This window comes from Leclercia sp. UBA5958 (assembly GCF_002430365.1).
GTDB lineage: Bacteria > Pseudomonadota > Gammaproteobacteria > Enterobacterales > Enterobacteriaceae > Enterobacter > Enterobacter pneumoniae.
Genome location: NZ_DJCE01000004.1, coordinates 394,130 through 409,893 on the forward strand (window position 1 = coordinate 394,130; position 15,764 = coordinate 409,893).

The 15,764-nt window shown below is 55.9% G+C and carries 16 protein-coding genes; 12 read left to right on the forward strand and 4 right to left on the reverse strand.

The annotated features are described in order from the left end of the window. The first annotated feature begins 33 nt into the window (after positions 1–33). On the forward strand, positions 34–807 hold the full coding sequence (locus B2Q93_RS06405; RefSeq protein ID WP_040074191.1) for a GntR family transcriptional regulator: 774 nt from the start codon (positions 34–36) through the stop codon (positions 805–807). Further along, entirely contained in the window at positions 804–1,280 is a 477-nt protein-coding gene (locus tag B2Q93_RS06410) for a GNAT family N-acetyltransferase (RefSeq protein ID WP_286791467.1), read from the forward strand. The genes B2Q93_RS06405 and B2Q93_RS06410 overlap by 4 nt, the downstream gene beginning before the upstream one ends. On the opposite strand, the gene galR is transcribed toward B2Q93_RS06410, so the two are convergent. Beyond that, on the reverse strand, positions 1,241–2,257 hold the full coding sequence (gene galR / locus B2Q93_RS06415) for an HTH-type transcriptional regulator GalR (RefSeq protein ID WP_040074193.1): 1,017 nt from the start codon (positions 2,255–2,257) through the stop codon (positions 1,241–1,243). The genes B2Q93_RS06410 and galR overlap by 40 nt on opposite strands. Positions 2,258–2,878: 621 nt before the next feature. Here galR and aas point away from each other — a divergent pair. Continuing rightward, entirely contained in the window at positions 2,879–5,038 is a 2,160-nt protein-coding gene (gene aas, locus B2Q93_RS06420; RefSeq protein ID WP_046887089.1) for a bifunctional acyl-ACP--phospholipid O-acyltransferase/long-chain-fatty-acid--ACP ligase, read from the forward strand. Then, on the forward strand, positions 5,031–6,224 hold the full coding sequence (gene lplT, locus B2Q93_RS06425) for a lysophospholipid transporter LplT (protein WP_286932259.1): 1,194 nt from the start codon (positions 5,031–5,033) through the stop codon (positions 6,222–6,224). The genes aas and lplT overlap by 8 nt, the downstream gene beginning before the upstream one ends. Before the next feature lie 81 nt (positions 6,225–6,305). On the opposite strand, the gene B2Q93_RS06430 is transcribed toward lplT, so the two are convergent. The 3 genes from B2Q93_RS06430 to mutH all read right to left on the reverse strand — a co-directional run bounded on the left by B2Q93_RS06430 (position 6,306) and on the right by mutH (position 8,516). Further along, complete coding sequence (locus tag B2Q93_RS06430) at positions 6,306–7,346, reverse strand: NADP(H)-dependent aldo-keto reductase (RefSeq protein ID WP_046887087.1); 1,041 nt, start codon at positions 7,344–7,346, stop codon at positions 6,306–6,308. Positions 7,347–7,476: 130 nt separating this feature from the next. Further along, the gene (locus tag B2Q93_RS06435; protein ID WP_040074197.1) at positions 7,477–7,695 is read right to left on the reverse strand and encodes a YgdI/YgdR family lipoprotein; all 219 of its coding nucleotides are present in this window, start codon (positions 7,693–7,695) and stop codon (positions 7,477–7,479) included. 128 nt (positions 7,696–7,823) lie between these two features. Further along, the gene (gene mutH, locus B2Q93_RS06440; protein ID WP_040074199.1) at positions 7,824–8,516 is read right to left on the reverse strand and encodes a DNA mismatch repair endonuclease MutH; all 693 of its coding nucleotides are present in this window, start codon (positions 8,514–8,516) and stop codon (positions 7,824–7,826) included. A 681-nt stretch (positions 8,517–9,197) separates the two neighbouring features. Between mutH and rppH the strand changes: the two genes are divergently transcribed. The 8 genes from rppH (at position 9,198) to B2Q93_RS06480 (ending at position 15,755) form a co-directional block, all read left to right on the forward strand. Then, positions 9,198–9,728: an RNA pyrophosphohydrolase gene (rppH, locus tag B2Q93_RS06445; RefSeq protein WP_040074200.1), complete on the forward strand. Its 531-nt coding sequence runs from the start codon at positions 9,198–9,200 to the stop codon at positions 9,726–9,728. A 12-nt stretch (positions 9,729–9,740) separates the two neighbouring features. Next, positions 9,741–11,987, forward strand: a complete 2,247-nt coding sequence (ptsP, locus tag B2Q93_RS06450) for a phosphoenolpyruvate--protein phosphotransferase (protein WP_286932261.1) — start codon at positions 9,741–9,743, stop codon at positions 11,985–11,987. Between the two features lie 174 nt (positions 11,988–12,161). Beyond that, positions 12,162–13,037: a prolipoprotein diacylglyceryl transferase gene (gene lgt, locus B2Q93_RS06455; protein WP_040074202.1), complete on the forward strand. Its 876-nt coding sequence runs from the start codon at positions 12,162–12,164 to the stop codon at positions 13,035–13,037. Between the two features lie 6 nt (positions 13,038–13,043). After that, positions 13,044–13,838, forward strand: coding sequence for a thymidylate synthase (gene thyA / locus B2Q93_RS06460; protein ID WP_040074203.1), 795 nt, complete (start codon positions 13,044–13,046; stop codon positions 13,836–13,838). 183 nt (positions 13,839–14,021) lie between these two features. Then, positions 14,022–14,486 carry a prepilin peptidase-dependent protein gene (locus tag B2Q93_RS06465; RefSeq protein WP_046887161.1) on the forward strand — a complete coding sequence of 155 codons (465 nt, stop codon included), beginning with the start codon at positions 14,022–14,024 and terminating at the stop codon, positions 14,484–14,486. Continuing rightward, positions 14,477–15,040 carry a prepilin peptidase-dependent protein gene (locus tag B2Q93_RS06470; protein WP_286808105.1) on the forward strand — a complete coding sequence of 188 codons (564 nt, stop codon included), beginning with the start codon at positions 14,477–14,479 and terminating at the stop codon, positions 15,038–15,040. The genes B2Q93_RS06465 and B2Q93_RS06470 overlap by 10 nt, the downstream gene beginning before the upstream one ends. Beyond that, positions 15,037–15,444, forward strand: a complete 408-nt coding sequence (locus B2Q93_RS06475; RefSeq protein ID WP_286808107.1) for a DUF2509 family protein — start codon at positions 15,037–15,039, stop codon at positions 15,442–15,444. Before B2Q93_RS06470 ends, B2Q93_RS06475 begins: the two co-directional genes overlap by 4 nt. Next, on the forward strand, positions 15,429–15,755 hold the full coding sequence (locus B2Q93_RS06480) for a prepilin-type N-terminal cleavage/methylation domain-containing protein (protein ID WP_263616360.1): 327 nt from the start codon (positions 15,429–15,431) through the stop codon (positions 15,753–15,755). The genes B2Q93_RS06475 and B2Q93_RS06480 overlap by 16 nt, the downstream gene beginning before the upstream one ends. Positions 15,756–15,764: the final 9 nt, after the last annotated feature.

Below are 15,764 nucleotides of genomic sequence, written 5' to 3' on the forward strand. Positions count from 1 at the left end.
GCCGACGCATTAACAAAGAGTACAGGTGATAACGTGGATAAGGCTGTCGTCCCGGCGGAAAAGAAGCAGTACCAGGAGATTGGCGAGGATCTGCGCCTGCAGATCATCCAGGGGCACTATCCCGTGGGATCGCGCCTGCCGCCGGAGCGTAATATCGCGGAAACCTATGGGGTGAGCCGTACCATCGTCCGTGAAGCGCTGCTGATGCTTGAACTACAGGGGACGGTGGATATTCGCCAGGGGTCTGGCGTGTATGTGATGCGCATACCGGAAGAGCACGAAAACGAAGAAGAGCGTTTCCTCAATAGCGACGTCGGCCCGTTTGAAATCCTGCAGGCCCGGCAGTTACTCGAAAGCAATATCGCCGCTTTCGCCGCTAAAATGGCCACCCGCGCCGATATCGACAACCTGCGGCGGATCATTGAGCAGGAGCAGCGGGCGATTGCGGCTAACGATAATAGCCAGGACAACAATAAGATGTTCCACCTGGTGCTGGCGGGCGCCACGCAAAACCAGATGCTGCTGGCAACGGTCGAAAGCGTCTGGCACCACATGGACAGCAGTCCACTGTGGCAACAATTTAATGTGCATATTGCCAGTCGCGCCTATCGTCTGAAGTGGCTCGGGGATCGGCAGACGATCCTGGCGGCATTGCGTCGCCGCGACGTGATGGGCGCCTGGCAGGCCATGTTTCAGCATCTGGAAAACGTCAAAAAGAGCCTGCTGGAGCTTTCTGACGAAGACGCACCGGATTTTGACGGCTATCTGTTTGAATCGGTGCCCCTTTTCCAGGGCAAGCTGGTATGACTATTCAGCCTCTGTACGCCGCCCCCCAGCACGCGGGGCAGGTCGCGCAGTGGTTGTGGCAGGCCTTTGGTGAGGGATTACCGCAGGCGTTCTTCGCCAGTATCGTCCAGCACAGCCAAACGCCCGGGGCACTGCCGCTGACCTTTATCGCCACCGACGGCGAGCGTCTGCTGGGCACGGTGGGGCTCTGGCGCTGCGATCTGATTAGCCGTCAGGATCTTTACCCCTGGCTGGCAGCGCTGTATGTGGATGAAGCCGCACGCGGACAAGGGCTGGCGGGACAACTACAGGATTATGTAAGACGTTGGGCGACAGAGGCCGGGTATCACGAGCTGCATCTCTGGTCTGCCTGCCGTGACTTTTACGAACGTTACGGCTGGCAGTATATCGGCGATGGGCTGGAGTACCCGGACAAAACGGTGCACCTCTACCGTTATTCGCTCACCGCCTCGGCGGGTGGCGTAACGGAGTGACGGCGCACCAGCGTCGGGCTAAAGACATGGGTGATTTCTGGCGGCTGGCGTTTCTCAGCAAGGGAAAGGGCCAGCTCTGCAGCCTGGGTTGCCATGGTAACAATCGGATAGCGCACGGTGGTCAGCCTTGGCCGCACATAGCGCGATATTAAAATGTCGTCGAAACCAATCAGCGAGATCTCGCCCGGCACCTCAACGCCATTATCGTTCAGCACCCCCATCGCCCCGGCGGCCATCGAGTCGTTATAACAGGCCACCGCGCTAAAATTACGTCCGCGTCCCAGCAGCTCGGTCATCGCCTGCTCCCCGCCGCTCTCATCGGGCTCGCCGTACGTGACCAGCCGATCATTGCAGGGCAGGCCGTTTTCACGCAGCGCGTCGTAATAGCCTTGCAGACGATCGTCAGCGTCTGAAATTTGATGGTTAGAGCAGAGATAGCCGATGCGCGTATGGCCTTGTTGAATAAGGTGGCGGGTAGCGAGCCAGGCGCCGTAGCGGTCGTCCAGCGCCACGCAGCGCTTCTCATAGCCCGGGATGATGCGGTTGATAATCACCATGCCGGGGATCTGCTTCATCAAATGAATGAGCTCTTCATCGGGCAATACTTTGGCGTGCACCACCAGCGCCGCGCAGCGATGGCGAATAAGTTGTTCAATGGCCTGGCGCTCCTTTTGCTCGCTGTGGTAGCCGTTGCCAATCAGCAGGAAATTACCGGTCTGGTAGGCAACCTGTTCCACGGCTTTCACCATGGCACCAAAGAACGGATCGGAGACATCGCCCACCACCAGACCGACGGTGTCGGTAGACTGCTGAGCAAGGGCGCGGGCATTGGCATTAGGGTGATAGTTGAGGGACTCCATCGCCGTCAGTACCGCCTGACGAGAGGCCTCGCTGGCTTTCGGGGAGTCATTGATAACGCGCGAGACAGTGGCGACAGATACTCCAGCCAGCCGGGCCACATCCTTAATTGTCGCCATTTAACACCTTCAGTATTGGGTAAGCGTTTACACACCTAACAGTGTTGCGGAAAAGCGAGGTCTATTCAAGCCTGGGAAAATCGTGGCGATCACAAAAGCAGGAGTTATCAACGAAAACAGTGTAATCGTTACACGGCAAGGCGTTTCAGGAGCGTGTGATTATGAATCTTTGCTTACACTTTGGCGCAGGCTGTTGCGATTGTTCGCTGGCTGGCGTCCGGCCCCCCTTGCTACATTCAGGATCCCAGAGGTATTGATAGGTGGAATCAACGTCAGTTGATGAACCGCGTTACACCAGCCTGCGTTCTTACGCAGGTTTTTTTTTGCTTGTAACTCAATATGTAACAGGCGGCGGAAATATTCACACCTGGTTGCACTTAGGCTCATTCGCTTGCGTTTTCACGCTGGCGAAGCCCGTGCCCAACAGCCACAATCAAGATCCCAGAGGTATTGATTGGTGAGAATTCTTGGTACGTACTGCGTACTCATCTCTTGCACCAACCTGCGCAGATGCGCAGGTTTTTTTTTGTCCGGATATAGCTGTCGCCCCTGCCGCACTTCTCGTGTAATCTGCCACAATTTATAGTCATCCCATACATTGTCAGGGCAAAGGGAGTTGAAATGCTTTTTGGGTTTTTTCGCACACTCTTCCGTATTCTTTTCCGCATCCGCCTCACGGGCGATACTCAGGCGCTTCGCGCCGAGCGCGTACTGATCACACCGAACCACGTCTCATTTATTGATGGTATTTTACTGGCGCTGTTTTTGCCGGTGCGCCCCGTATTTGCCGTCTATACCTCCGTTAGCCAACAGTGGTACATGCGCTGGCTCACCAAAGTGATCGACTTCGTGCCGCTCGACCCCACCAAACCGATGATGATCAAACATCTGGTGCGTCTGATTGAGCAGGGTCGCCCGGTGGTGATCTTCCCCGAAGGGCGCATCTCTATTACCGGCTCGCTGATGAAAATTTATGACGGCGCGGGGTTTGTGGCGGCTAAATCCGGGGCAACCGTGGTACCGCTGCGTATTGAAGGGGCGGAGCTGACCTATTTCAGCCGTCTGAAAGGGTTGGTGAAACAGCGCCTTTTCCCGCGTATTAGCCTGCATATTCTGCCGCCTACTCATTTGCCGATGCCTGAAGCGCCCCGCGCCCGCGATCGCCGCAAAATTGCTGGTGAGATGTTGCACCAAATCATGATGGAAGCACGCATGGCGGTGCGTCCGCGCGAAACGCTGTATGAATCACTGCTCTCGGCCCAGTATCGTTATGGGGCGAAGAAGAATTGTATTGAAGACATCAATTTCGCGCCGGATACCTATCGCAAACTGCTGACCAAAACCCTGTTCGTGGGCCGCATCCTGGATAAATACAGCCAGCAGGGCGAAAAAATTGGCCTGATGCTACCGAACGCCGGGATCAGCGCCGCGGTGATTTTCGGGGCGGTCTCACGCGGGCGTATCCCGGCGATGATGAACTACACCTCCGGGGTGAAGGGGCTTACCAGTGCCATCACCGCCGCCCAGATTAAAACCATCTTTACCTCACGCCAGTTCCTCGATAAAGGCAAGCTCTGGCATCTGCCGGAACAGCTGACGCAGGTACGCTGGGTGTTCCTGGAAGATTTAAAAGCCGATGTCACAACCGGCGATAAGCTGTGGATCTTTGCGCACCTGCTGGCCCCGCGTCTTGCGCAGGTCAAGCAGCAGCCAGAAGATGCGGCGATTATCCTGTTCACCTCCGGTTCTGAAGGCAACCCAAAAGGCGTGGTGCACAGTCATAAAAGCCTGCTGGCAAACGTAGAGCAGATTAAAACTATCGCCGACTTCACGGCAAAAGACCGCTTTATGTCTGCGCTGCCCCTGTTCCACTCTTTTGGTCTGACCGTTGGGCTCTTCACCCCACTGTTGACCGGTGCGGAAGTGTTCCTTTATCCGAGCCCGTTGCACTATCGCATTGTGCCGGAGCTGACCTATGACCGTAACTGCACGGTGATTTTCGGTACCTCGACCTTCCTGGGTAACTATGCTCGCTTCGCCAATCCGTACGACTTCCACCGGATTCGCTACGTGGTGGCGGGGGCGGAAAAATTGCAGGAGAGCACTCGCCAGCTTTGGCAGGATAAATTTGGCCTGCGCATTCTGGAAGGCTACGGCGTTACCGAGTGTGCGCCCGTCGTGTCGATTAATGTGCCGATGGCCGCGAAGCCGGGCACCGTCGGGCGTATTCTGCCGGGTATGGATGCACGTCTGATGGCCGTGCCGGGCATAGAAGAGGGTGGTCGGCTGCAGCTAAAAGGGCCGAACGTCATGAACGGTTATCTGCGGGTTGAAAACCCGGGCGTACTGGAAGCGCCGACAGCAGAGAACGTGAACGGCGAGGTCGAGACCGGTTGGTACGACACCGGGGATATTGTTCGTTTTGACGAACAGGGCTACGTGCAAATCCAGGGCCGGGCGAAGCGCTTTGCCAAAATTGCCGGCGAGATGGTGTCGCTGGAGATGGTTGAGCAGCTGGCTCTCTCTGTCTCTGCCGATAAACTTCATGCCACTGTCGTAAAAAGCGATGCCAGTAAAGGTGAGGCGCTGGTGCTTTTCACGACCGATAGCGAGCTCAGGCGCGAGCAACTGCTGCAGCATGCTCGCGAGCACGGCATTCCGGAGCTGGCGGTACCGCGTGATATCCGTTTCCTGAAACAATTGCCGGTGCTGGGCAGCGGGAAACCCGATTTTGTGACCCTGAAAGGGATGGTTGAAGAGGCGGAACAACCACATGCGTGAGTCAGTACACACTAACACTTCCCTGTGGTCGAAAGGGATGATGGCGGTGACCGCCGCCCAGTTCCTCTCTGCATTCGGCGATAACGCGCTGCTGTTTGCCACGCTGGCGCTGCTAAAAGAGCAGTTCTATCCGGACTGGAGTCAGCCGATCCTGCAGATGGTGTTTGTGGGTGCTTACATCGTTTTTGCCCCCTTTGTCGGGCAGGTGGCTGACAGCTTCCCGAAAGGCAGAGTGATGATGTTCGCTAACGGCCTGAAGTTGCTAGGCGCAGCCAGCATCTGTTTCGGCATTAATCCCTTTATTGGCTATACGCTGGTGGGCGTGGGGGCGGCAGCTTACTCGCCGGCTAAGTACGGCATTCTGGGAGAGCTGACGACCGGCGATAAGCTGGTGAAAGCCAACGGCTTAATGGAATCCTCCACTATTGCCGCGATTCTGCTGGGATCGATGGCGGGAGGCGTGCTGGCCGACTGGCACGTGCTGGCGGCGCTGGGCGTGTGTGCCGTTGTCTATGCCGGGGCGGTGGTAGCAAACCTCTTTATTCCGCATCTGCCGGTTGCCCGTCCGGGGCAATCCTGGCGCTTTACGCCAATGACGGCCAGCTTCTTTAATGCCGTGCGCGTACTGTGGCATAACGGTGAAACCCGTTTTTCGCTGCTGGGAACCAGCATGTTCTGGGGGGCCGGGGTTACGCTACGCTTTCTGCTGGTTCTTTGGGTGCCAGTTGCGCTTGGCATCACGGATAACGCCACGCCAACCTATCTCAATGCGATGGTTGCGGTAGGGATTGTGGTGGGCGCTGGCGCGGCAGCCAAACTGGTGACGCTGCAAACGGTGGCGCGCTGTATGCCTGCGGGGATCCTCATCGGTGTGGCGGTGTTGTTCTTCACGTTACAACACGCGCTGTTGCCCGCCTATGCGCTGTTACTGCTGATCGGTATGTTCGGCGGTTTCTTTGTGGTGCCGCTCAATGCGCTCTTGCAGGAGCGCGGCAAGCACACCGTAGGGGCGGGGAATGCGATTGCGGTACAGAACCTGGGCGAAAATATTGCGATGCTGCTGATGCTGGGCCTTTATTCGCTGGCGGTGAAGGTGGGAGTGCCGGTGGTGGGTATCGGTGTGGGCTTTGGCGCGTTATTTGCGCTGGCGATTGCGGCGCTCTGGATTTGGCAGCGTCGGCGGTAAACCTGTGCGGGCTGATGCCTTCTCCATAAGGGAGAGGGCAGAGACGAAAACGGCAACCTCTGGGTTGCCGTTTTGCTTTTGTTATGGGGCGGGGTAGGTATAAACCTGATGCACCGCTTCAATCTCGGCTAACACCTCTTCACTCAGTTCGAGATGCCGGCTTTCAACGTTGGTTTTCAACTGCTCCAGCGAGGTTGCGCCCAGCAGAGTGCTGGCAACAAACGGCTGACGGCGAACAAAGGCCAGCGCCATCTGGGCAGGATCCAGACCGTGACGTTTCGCGATATCGACATACGCCGCCACCGCTTTTTGCGACTGCTCGCCGCTGTAGCGGGTAAAGCGGCTAAAGAGGGTATTACGCGCTCCGGCAGGTTTCGCGCCGTTAAGGTATTTACCTGTCAGGGTGCCAAAGGCCAGACACGAGTAGGCGAGCAGTTCCACCCCTTCATACTGGCTCACTTCCGCCAGACCCACTTCATAGCTGCGGTTCAGCAGGCTATAGGGGTTCTGGATAGTGACGATACGCGGCAGATCATGCTTATCGGCCAGGTGCAGATAGCGCATCACGCCAAACGCGGTTTCGTTAGAGACACCGATATAACGGATCTTTCCGGCGCGCTGGCACTCGGTCAGCGCTTCCAGGGTTTCGAGCAGGGTCACCACCGGCGCGCTGTCGGCCCAGCTGTAACCCAGCTTGCCGAAACAGTTAGTTGGTCGCTGCGGCCAGTGTACCTGATAGAGGTCAAGGTAATCGGTCTGCAGACGCTTCAGGCTGGCATCCAGCGCTTCGCGAATGTTCTTGCGATCAAGGATCTGATTCGGGCGGATCCCGCTGTCATTGTTGCGTGACGGCCCGCTGACTTTAGAGGCGAGGACCAGCTTCTCACGGTTGCCATGCTTTGCCAGCCAGTTGCCAACATAGGTTTCCGTTAAGCCCTGAGTCTCGGGGCGCGGCGGCACCGGGTACATCTCTGCCACATCAATCAGGTTTATCCCCTGGCTGATGGCGTAGTCGAGTTGAGCATGGGCATCGGCTTCGCTATTTTGTTCACCAAATGTCATGGTGCCCAACCCCAGTTGACTGATTTCCAGTGAGCTATGGGGGATACGGTGATAATGCATAGCCGGCTTCCTTTATAGTGACTTATAAGATGGGTCAGGAACCTCCCGACAAAGGAATATAAACATGGCAGAGGGGAAGCAAAAGGGGAAGAGAAAAATCAAAAAGGCCAGCGGGCGCTGACCTTAATCTTTATCGTTCAATAATTTGTGAAACTTCATCGCGGTTAATCTGCATCGAATTTCCTTGCTGATCGCGGTAGCTCACCAGACCGGTATCATCGTCGACTTCGGGTTTGCCGTCAGTCAAAATCATCCGACCGTCCTTTGTCGCCATGACGTAATCGCTACTGCAACCAGAAACGGCAAACGCTAAACCAACAGCTGAAATGATCACTGCCCATTTTTTCATATCCACCCCCTTTAACTGGCTCAAACTCTTCTTAGTGTAGTAATAACTTAGAAGTTACGAAGCCGAAAGCAGTAAAATCTTAAAAATACTCATATTGCGGGCGATATAACGAAAATGGCCATGAAAAACTATGTTTTCAACAAAAAATGGCGGGCCAGCAAGGCGCCGGTGAAATTCTTTTTCAGGTAAAAGCCGCGCGGAAGGGTCAAAATGGGCTCGCCATGTGTACCAATGGCCTCGGTCAGGGCTTTGCTATTGGCGGCTTTAGGACGCAATTGCAACACCTCTCCGTGACGCGCAGTGATACGCTCAACCTGGCCAAGGACAATCATATCCATCAACTCTTCCCAGTCCAGCCGCAGTTGCCGATCTTCTTCTTCGTCAGGGCTCCAGATCAGCGGCGAACCGATTCGCCGTTCTGCCAGTGGAATAGCCCGATCCCCTTCAACCGGCACCCACAGGACGCGGTTCAATTTATGCTTCACGTGGCTGGTTTCCCAGGTGATCCCGGTATTCCCCGTCAGTGGTGCCACACAGACAAAGGTCGTCTCCAGCGGTTTACCCTGACTATCCACCGGGATGGTTTTGAGCTCTACCCCGAGCGCCGCAAAATCCTGCTCCGGCTTGCTGCCGGCGCTGGCACCCAGCCACACCTCCAGCAAGAGACCGATCCAGCCTTTATCACGCTTCAGATCCTGCGGAATGGGTAAACCTGCAAGCCGCGCCAACTCTCCCAAAGAATAGCCTGCCAGCCGCTGGGCCTGGGCCATTAACTGTGCTTCGCTGTCAGGTGGAGAGCTTAACGGTACGAGGGAAAACATAACGAACCTATTGGTTAAAAAATGAGCAGTTGTTATACACGATCGGGAATGAGTTTATCCCGTTCTGTATAAAGAAAACAGGCCAATGATTTATAACGCTTTTCTTAACCTTTTTAGGCGAAATTTTTCTGGCACGAAAAGGTTGTTCAATTCTGGTCACTGACAATGAACAGGATCTTACACCATGTTATCCACAGAAAAATGGGATAAGTGGTGATAACCCTGACTACTGGTTCCATTTACAGCCTTGACGTATGGTCAAAATCGAAAAATCAGACAAAATGTGCCTAACTTATTGGCACAATCTGTGGATAAAACCGACGCTGGTGGATCTTTCATCAATACAATGATCTTGCTTGTGACCTGCATCACATTAGCCGATGTTATGCAGTGAATTAACAGGGTAATACCCTGTATTTAAAGCTTTTGTTTGAGTGGGCTTTTTACGTATCATTAAGAGTAATCTGGGTTGTCCATCGGTAATTCCATACTTCTTCACAACTCTATCCACAGAAAAAGTGAATAAAATCGTCTTTCGGCTCGGTCATCTGTTTATAACTCAGATGAAATTTGTGAGTTATTCAAATGTTATTAGGCCGCAGGGCTGTAAGAGAGTGGTTTACCGCCTCACTGGAGTGTGAAACAATCATTTCTATATAAAGTTTAGTTTGAGGTAGTCCGGTGATTGATGACGATGGCTACCGCCCGAATGTCGGAATCGTAATTTGTAATCGTCAGGGGCAGGTGATGTGGGCCCGCCGATATGGCCAGCACTCCTGGCAATTTCCCCAGGGTGGGATAAACCCCGGAGAGACCCCAGAGCAAGCGATGTATCGGGAGCTGTACGAAGAAGTTGGCTTAAGCCGGAAGGATGTTCGTATCCTTGCTTCGACCCGCAACTGGTTGCGTTACAAATTACCAAAACGTTTGGTGCGTTGGGACACAAAGCCGGTATGTATCGGCCAGAAACAAAAATGGTTTCTTCTGCAACTGGTGAGCAGCGACGCAGATATCAACATGCAAAGCAGTAGCACGCCGGAGTTCGACGGTTGGCGCTGGGTTAGCTACTGGTATCCTGTCCGTCAGGTCGTGTCGTTTAAACGCGACGTTTACCGCAGGGTAATGAAAGAGTTCGCAAGTGCCGTCATGACGCTTCAGGAGGCCCCTCCTAAGCCGCAAAGTGCACCTGCCTGGCGACGTAAAAGAGGTTAAGCTACGCACATTATGCTCACCCGCCTGCGAGAAATAGTCGAGAAGGTGGCCAGCGCTCCACGGCTCAACGAGGCGCTGGATATTCTGGTCACTGACATCTGTCTTGCGATGGAAACTGAGGTCTGTTCGGTCTACCTGGCCGACCATGATCGGCGTTGTTATTATCTGATGGCCACGCGAGGTTTGAAAAAACCACGCGGCCGTACCGTCGCGCTTGCATTTGATGAAGGTATCGTCGGGTTGGTTGGGCGCCTTGCTGAGCCTATCAACCTGGCGGATGCGCAGAAACACCCCAGCTTTAAATATATCCCCTCCGTAAAAGAAGAACGCTTCCGGGCATTTCTGGGCGTTCCCATTATTCAGCGTCGTCAGCTGCTTGGCGTGCTGGTCGTTCAGCAGCGCGAACTGCGTCAGTACGACGAAAGTGAAGAGTCTTTCCTCGTTACGCTGGCCACGCAAATGGCAGCCATTCTCTCCCAGTCCCAGCTCGCGGCGCTGTTTGGTCAATATCGCCAGACGCGCATACGCGCGCTGCCTGCTTCGCCGGGCGTCGCCATCGCCGAAGGCTGGATGGACGCAACCCTGCCGTTAATGGAGCAGGTTTACGAAGCCTCTACGCTGGACACCGCCCTTGAGCGAGAGCGACTAACCGGCGCGCTGGAAGAGGCAGCCAGTGAGTTTCGCCGCTACAGTAAACGCTTTGCCGCCGGTGCGCAGAAAGAGACGGCCGCCATTTTCGATCTTTACTCCCACCTGCTGTCAGATGCGCGTCTGCGTCGGGAGCTTTTTGCTGAGGTGGATAATGGCTCGGTGGCCGAGTGGGCGGTCAAAAAGGTCATCGAAAAATTTGCCGAGCAGTTTGCGGCCCTGACCGACGGCTATCTGAAAGAGCGGGCAGGGGATCTGCGTACGCTGGGTCAGCGCCTGCTCTTCCATCTTGACGACACCATTCAGGGACCCAATACCTGGCCTGCGCGCTTTGTGCTGGTGGCCGATGAGCTTTCAGCGACTACACTGGCGGAGCTGCCGCAAGATCGCCTCGCCGGGATTGTCGTGCGCGACGGGGCAGCTAACTCGCATGCTGCCATCATGGTGCGCGCGCTGGGGATCCCAACGGTTATGGGGGCAGACATCCAGCCTTCAGTACTGCATCGCCGTACGCTGGTGGTGGATGGCTATCGCGGAGAACTGCTGGTCGATCCTGAACCGGTAGTCCTGCAAGAATATCAAAAGCTTATTGTTGAAGAGAATGAGCTGAGTCGTCTGGCAGAAGACGATGTTAACCTGCCCGCTGCGCTGAAAAGCGGCGAGCGAATCAAAGTCATGCTCAACGCCGGCTTAAGCCCGGAGCATGAAGAAAAGCTGGGTAGCCGTATCGACGGCATTGGACTTTATCGCACCGAAATCCCCTTTATGTTGCAAAGCGGCTTCCCGTCGGAAGAGGAGCAAGTCGCGCAATATCAGGGCATGCTGCAGATGTTCAATGATAAACCTGTCACGCTGCGTACCCTTGATGTGGGGGCGGACAAGCAGCTCCCGTATATGCCGATCAGCGAAGAGAATCCCTGCCTCGGCTGGCGTGGGATCCGGATTACGCTCGATCAGCCTGAGATCTTCCTGATCCAGGTGCGGGCCATGCTACGAGCCAACGCCGCGACCGGCAATCTCAGTATTCTGCTGCCAATGGTTACCAGCATCGACGAGATCGACGAGGCGAAACGCCTGATCGAACGTGCCGGGCGCGAAGTGGAAGAGATGATCGGCTATGCGATCCCGAAACCGCGTATCGGGGTGATGCTTGAAGTACCCTCAATGGTGTTTATGCTGCCCCAACTGGCTTCTCGCGTCGATTTTATCTCCGTGGGCACCAACGATCTCACGCAGTACATGCTGGCGGTCGATCGTAACAATACCCGTGTGGCGAGTATCTACGACAGCCTGCACCCGGCCATGCTGCGTGCGCTGGCGATGATTGCCCGGGAAGCAGAACAGCAGGATCTCGACCTGCGGCTCTGCGGCGAAATGGCCGGTGATTCCATGTGCGTAGCGATTCTGGTCGGCCTGGGCTTTCGCCACCTCTCCATGAACGGGCGTTCCGTGGCGCGCGTCAAATACCTGTTACGCCATATTGAATATGAAGACGCGCAGCAGTTGGCCCAGCGCAGTCTCGAAGCCCAACTGGCGACAGAGGTACGTCATCAGGTTGCGGCCTTTATGGAGCGCCGTGGGATGGGTGGCCTGATCCGCGGCGGGCGTTAAAAAGCGATACCCTCCCGGTGACGAGAGGGTATACATATCTTTTACAACTTCACCACCGCGTCGCCGTCTCCCTTGTGCTATGATTCGCAACCCTGGAGCCCCCGATAAACACGGGCGGCATTTTTACCGCTGTCCACCTCTTTTCGGCGGAATAACAAGATCCTGTGGTGACAGATGAATAGTGGCTATCTGCATTTTCCGGAATTTGATCCGGTCATTTTCTCAATTGGACCCGTTGCGCTTCACTGGTACGGCCTGATGTATCTGGTTGGTTTCATCTTTGCCATGTGGCTGGCAGGCCGTCGCGCCTCCCGTCCCGGCAGTGGCTGGACCAAAAACGAAGTTGAAAATCTGCTCTATGCCGGCTTCCTCGGGGTATTCCTCGGCGGACGTATCGGCTATGTGCTGTTTTACAACTTCCCGGTGTTCCTCAGCGATCCGCTCTATCTGTTCCGCGTCTGGGATGGCGGCATGTCGTTCCACGGCGGCCTGATTGGCGTCATTCTGGTGATGGTGATCTTCGCTTATCGCACCAAACGTAACTTCTTCCAGGTGTCAGATTTTATCGCGCCGCTGATCCCGTTTGGCCTGGGTGCAGGTCGTCTCGGTAACTTTATCAACGGCGAGCTGTGGGGACGTGTTGATCCTAACGTCTCCTTCACCATGCTCTTCCCGGCTTCCCGCGCGGAAGATATGGCGCTGCTGCCCTCGCATCCAGAATGGCAATCGATTTTCGATACCTACGGCGTTCTGCCGCGACACATGTCTCAGCTGTATGAAATGGCGCTGGAAGGCATAGTGCTGTTTATCATTCTGAACATTTTTATCCGCAAACCGCGTCCAATGGGGGCCGTATCGGGTCTGTTCCTGATAGGTTACGGGGCGTTCCGTATTATCGTGGAATTCTTCCGCCAACCGGATGCGCAGTTCACCGGCGAGTGGGTGCAGTACATCAGCATGGGGCAGATCCTCTCCATCCCGATGATTGTCGCGGGTATTATCATGATGATTTGGGCTTATCGTCGTCGCCCACAGCAACAGCTTTCCTGAGGTCTCATGAAACAGTATCTTGACCTGATGCAAAAAGTGCTCGATGAGGGCACGCCGAAAAACGACCGCACCGGCACCGGTACGCTCTCCATTTTTGGCCACCAGATGCGCTTCAATCTGCAAGAGGGCTTCCCGCTGGTCACCACCAAGCGTTGCCATTTGCGCTCGATTATCCATGAGCTGCTGTGGTTCCTGCAGGGTGATACCAACGTTGCGTATCTGCATGAAAACAATGTCTCCATCTGGGACGAATGGGCCGACGAGAACGGCGATCTGGGGCCGGTATACGGCAAGCAATGGCGCGCCTGGCCTACGCCAGATGGCCGTCACATTGACCAGATCACCACCGTGATGAACCAGCTGAAGAATGACCCGGATTCGCGCCGGATCATCGTTTCTGCCTGGAACGTCGGCGAGCTGGATAAGATGGCGCTGGCGCCATGCCACGCCTTCTTCCAGTTCTATGTGGCAGACGGTAAGCTCTCTTGCCAGCTCTACCAGCGCTCTTGCGATGTGTTTCTCGGCCTGCCGTTTAACATCGCCAGCTATGCGCTGCTGGTACATATGATGGCGCAGCAGTGCGATCTGGAAGTGGGTGACTTCGTCTGGACGGGCGGAGATACCCACCTGTACAGCAACCATATGGAGCAGACCCATCTGCAGCTCACCCGTGAGCCGCGTGCCCTGCCGAAACTGGTGATCAAGCGTAAGCCCGACTCTATCTTCGATTATCGTTTTGATGACTTCGAAATCGAGGGCTACGACCCGCACCCTGGCATCAAGGCCCCGGTCGCGATCTGACCCGGTCATGCTGACACAACCGGTGCCCCAGGGCGCCGGTTTTTTTTGCCTGTAATCTCTCTTTGCGGCCCTGCTTCCGCCCTGTTTGCAATGGGCTGCAATGTCAAAAAAAGCGTGGAAACCGCCTCGTAAACCGCCGACTTGCCTGTCGCCAGCGCTTCGCCGCTGCGCCACACTCCGCACATGAAAATCGCAAAGGGCTTTACGCTCATCGAAACGCTGGTGGCTATTTCGCTTGTCGTGACGCTAAGCGCGGCGGGGCTGTATGGCTGGCGAAGCTGGCAGCAACAGCAACAACTCTGGCAGACCGCACGTCAGGTACGTGACTATCTGGTTATGCTGCGCAACGACGCCTGGCGTAATAACCGCGACCATAGGGTGGTACTCGGGCAGCGCGGTCAACAGTGGTGCCTGCGAAGGGAACAGGCAGTCGCGTGCCAGCAGCATGATCCCTGGGTGCTAATCCCCCTCTGGCCAGCCATCAGCGTCAAAGCGATCACGCCCGGGCTAGGCTTTTATGGGCTTCGGGATACGGCCTGGGCCGGGCGCATTTACCTTCAAAGCCCGGCGGGGGAGTGGCTGGTGATTGTCTCATCCTGGGGTCGCATCAGGATGTGCAGCGCAAAGGGAGAATTTGCATGCCGCTAAAACAGACAGGCTTTTCACTGACGGAAGTATTGATCGCGATGGCCATCAGCAGCTTGCTGCTGCTCAGTGCCGTCCGTTTCCTGCCGGGGCTGCAGCGGGCGCTGCAAACGGAAACCGCGCAGCAGGAAATTGAAGAGGAGATCGGGCTGCGATTAGCGGGTATAGGGAAACATCTGCAGCGCGCGGGTTTCTGCGCCGGCACCTGTCAGGGGGCTGCGTTAGAGCTTAGCGCGCAGGGTGAGTGCGTCATTGTGCAATGGGATGAAAACAGTAATGGCCGCTGGGAAACCACCCCACAAACGGCGGCGGAGCAAACGGGATTTCGTCTGAATGCCGGGGCACTGGAGACGCTGCGCGGGGCCACATCCTGTCGGGGTAAAGGCTGGGAGCGGATAACGGATCCGGACAGGGTCACGGTTGTTCATTTTAAAGTAGAAAAGATGCAGCGAGCGGGGTTTGCCCCGGAGCTTACCCTGGCACTTTCTGCCGCGTTTGCAGGTCGGCAGGGGCGGGTTTTCCAGGCCTATCACAGTGTGACGGGGTATAACCTGTGAAGCGGCAAAAAGGGATCTCTTCGCTGGCAATGGTATTGATGATTCTCATGCTGGGCTCGCTATTGCTGGCCGGGCACAACCAGCAACTGAATACGCTGTTGTTCATCGTCAATGCTGAACGTCATGCTATACAGCAGCAGGCCGGGGCGCAGTCAGCGATGGAGTGGGCGCGCACCCTTGGCTGGCAGCCTGTCGCTGCGCAGCAATGCCAAAAGCATCCCAGCCAGACGTGGTGGGCGTGTCTGCGTCCTGTTGGGGATGACGAGCGTCTATTGATTGCCGGCAGCGAAGGCAGCACGCTGTGGCGGTTAGGGAGCATTACCTCCGGTGAGGTCGTATTTTCCCGCCACGGCTGGAGCGACTTTTGCCCCATAAAGGAGGCCGCACTGTGTCAGGCAAAATAATCAGCAGACAGCGTGGATTCAGTATTGTCGAGGTGTTACTGGCAATGGCGCTGATGATCATGGTCGTCACGATGCTGGCGGGCTATCATCGTGCCCTGGCCAGCCGGTTCGTCATGCTCGATCACTATCGCCAGCTCTGGCGCCATGGCTGGAACCAGTCTCAGCTCCACGCCAGCGCTCTCCCGGAAGGCTGGCAAATAAACCGGGGGCAGACAACGCACGCCGGATGTGTCAGCATCTCGGTCACACTTATTTCTCCACAAGGTCGACAGGGGCAGATGACACGCCTGCACTGTCCAATCAGCAAATAGTTGAGAGCA

Bases quoted from the DNA above. Each gene is read 5' to 3' on its own strand.
- B2Q93_RS06410 (WP_286791467.1), top strand. From the start codon at position 804: ATGACTATTCAGCCTCTGTACGCCGCCCCCCAGCACGCGGGGCAGGTC.
- galR (WP_040074193.1), bottom strand. From the start codon at position 2,257: ATGGCGACAATTAAGGATGTGGCCCGGCTGGCTGGAGTATCTGTCGCC.
- aas (WP_046887089.1), top strand. From the start codon at position 2,879: ATGCTTTTTGGGTTTTTTCGCACACTCTTCCGTATTCTTTTCCGCATC.
- lplT (WP_286932259.1), top strand. From the start codon at position 5,031: ATGCGTGAGTCAGTACACACTAACACTTCCCTGTGGTCGAAAGGGATG.
- B2Q93_RS06430 (WP_046887087.1), bottom strand. From the start codon at position 7,346: ATGCATTATCACCGTATCCCCCATAGCTCACTGGAAATCAGTCAACTG.
- B2Q93_RS06435 (WP_040074197.1), bottom strand. From the start codon at position 7,695: ATGAAAAAATGGGCAGTGATCATTTCAGCTGTTGGTTTAGCGTTTGCC.
- mutH (WP_040074199.1), bottom strand. From the start codon at position 8,516: ATGTTTTCCCTCGTACCGTTAAGCTCTCCACCTGACAGCGAAGCACAG.
- ptsP (WP_286932261.1), top strand. From the start codon at position 9,741: ATGCTCACCCGCCTGCGAGAAATAGTCGAGAAGGTGGCCAGCGCTCCA.
- lgt (WP_040074202.1), top strand. From the start codon at position 12,162: ATGAATAGTGGCTATCTGCATTTTCCGGAATTTGATCCGGTCATTTTC.
- thyA (WP_040074203.1), top strand. From the start codon at position 13,044: ATGAAACAGTATCTTGACCTGATGCAAAAAGTGCTCGATGAGGGCACG.
- B2Q93_RS06465 (WP_046887161.1), top strand. From the start codon at position 14,022: ATGAAAATCGCAAAGGGCTTTACGCTCATCGAAACGCTGGTGGCTATT.
- B2Q93_RS06470 (WP_286808105.1), top strand. From the start codon at position 14,477: ATGCCGCTAAAACAGACAGGCTTTTCACTGACGGAAGTATTGATCGCG.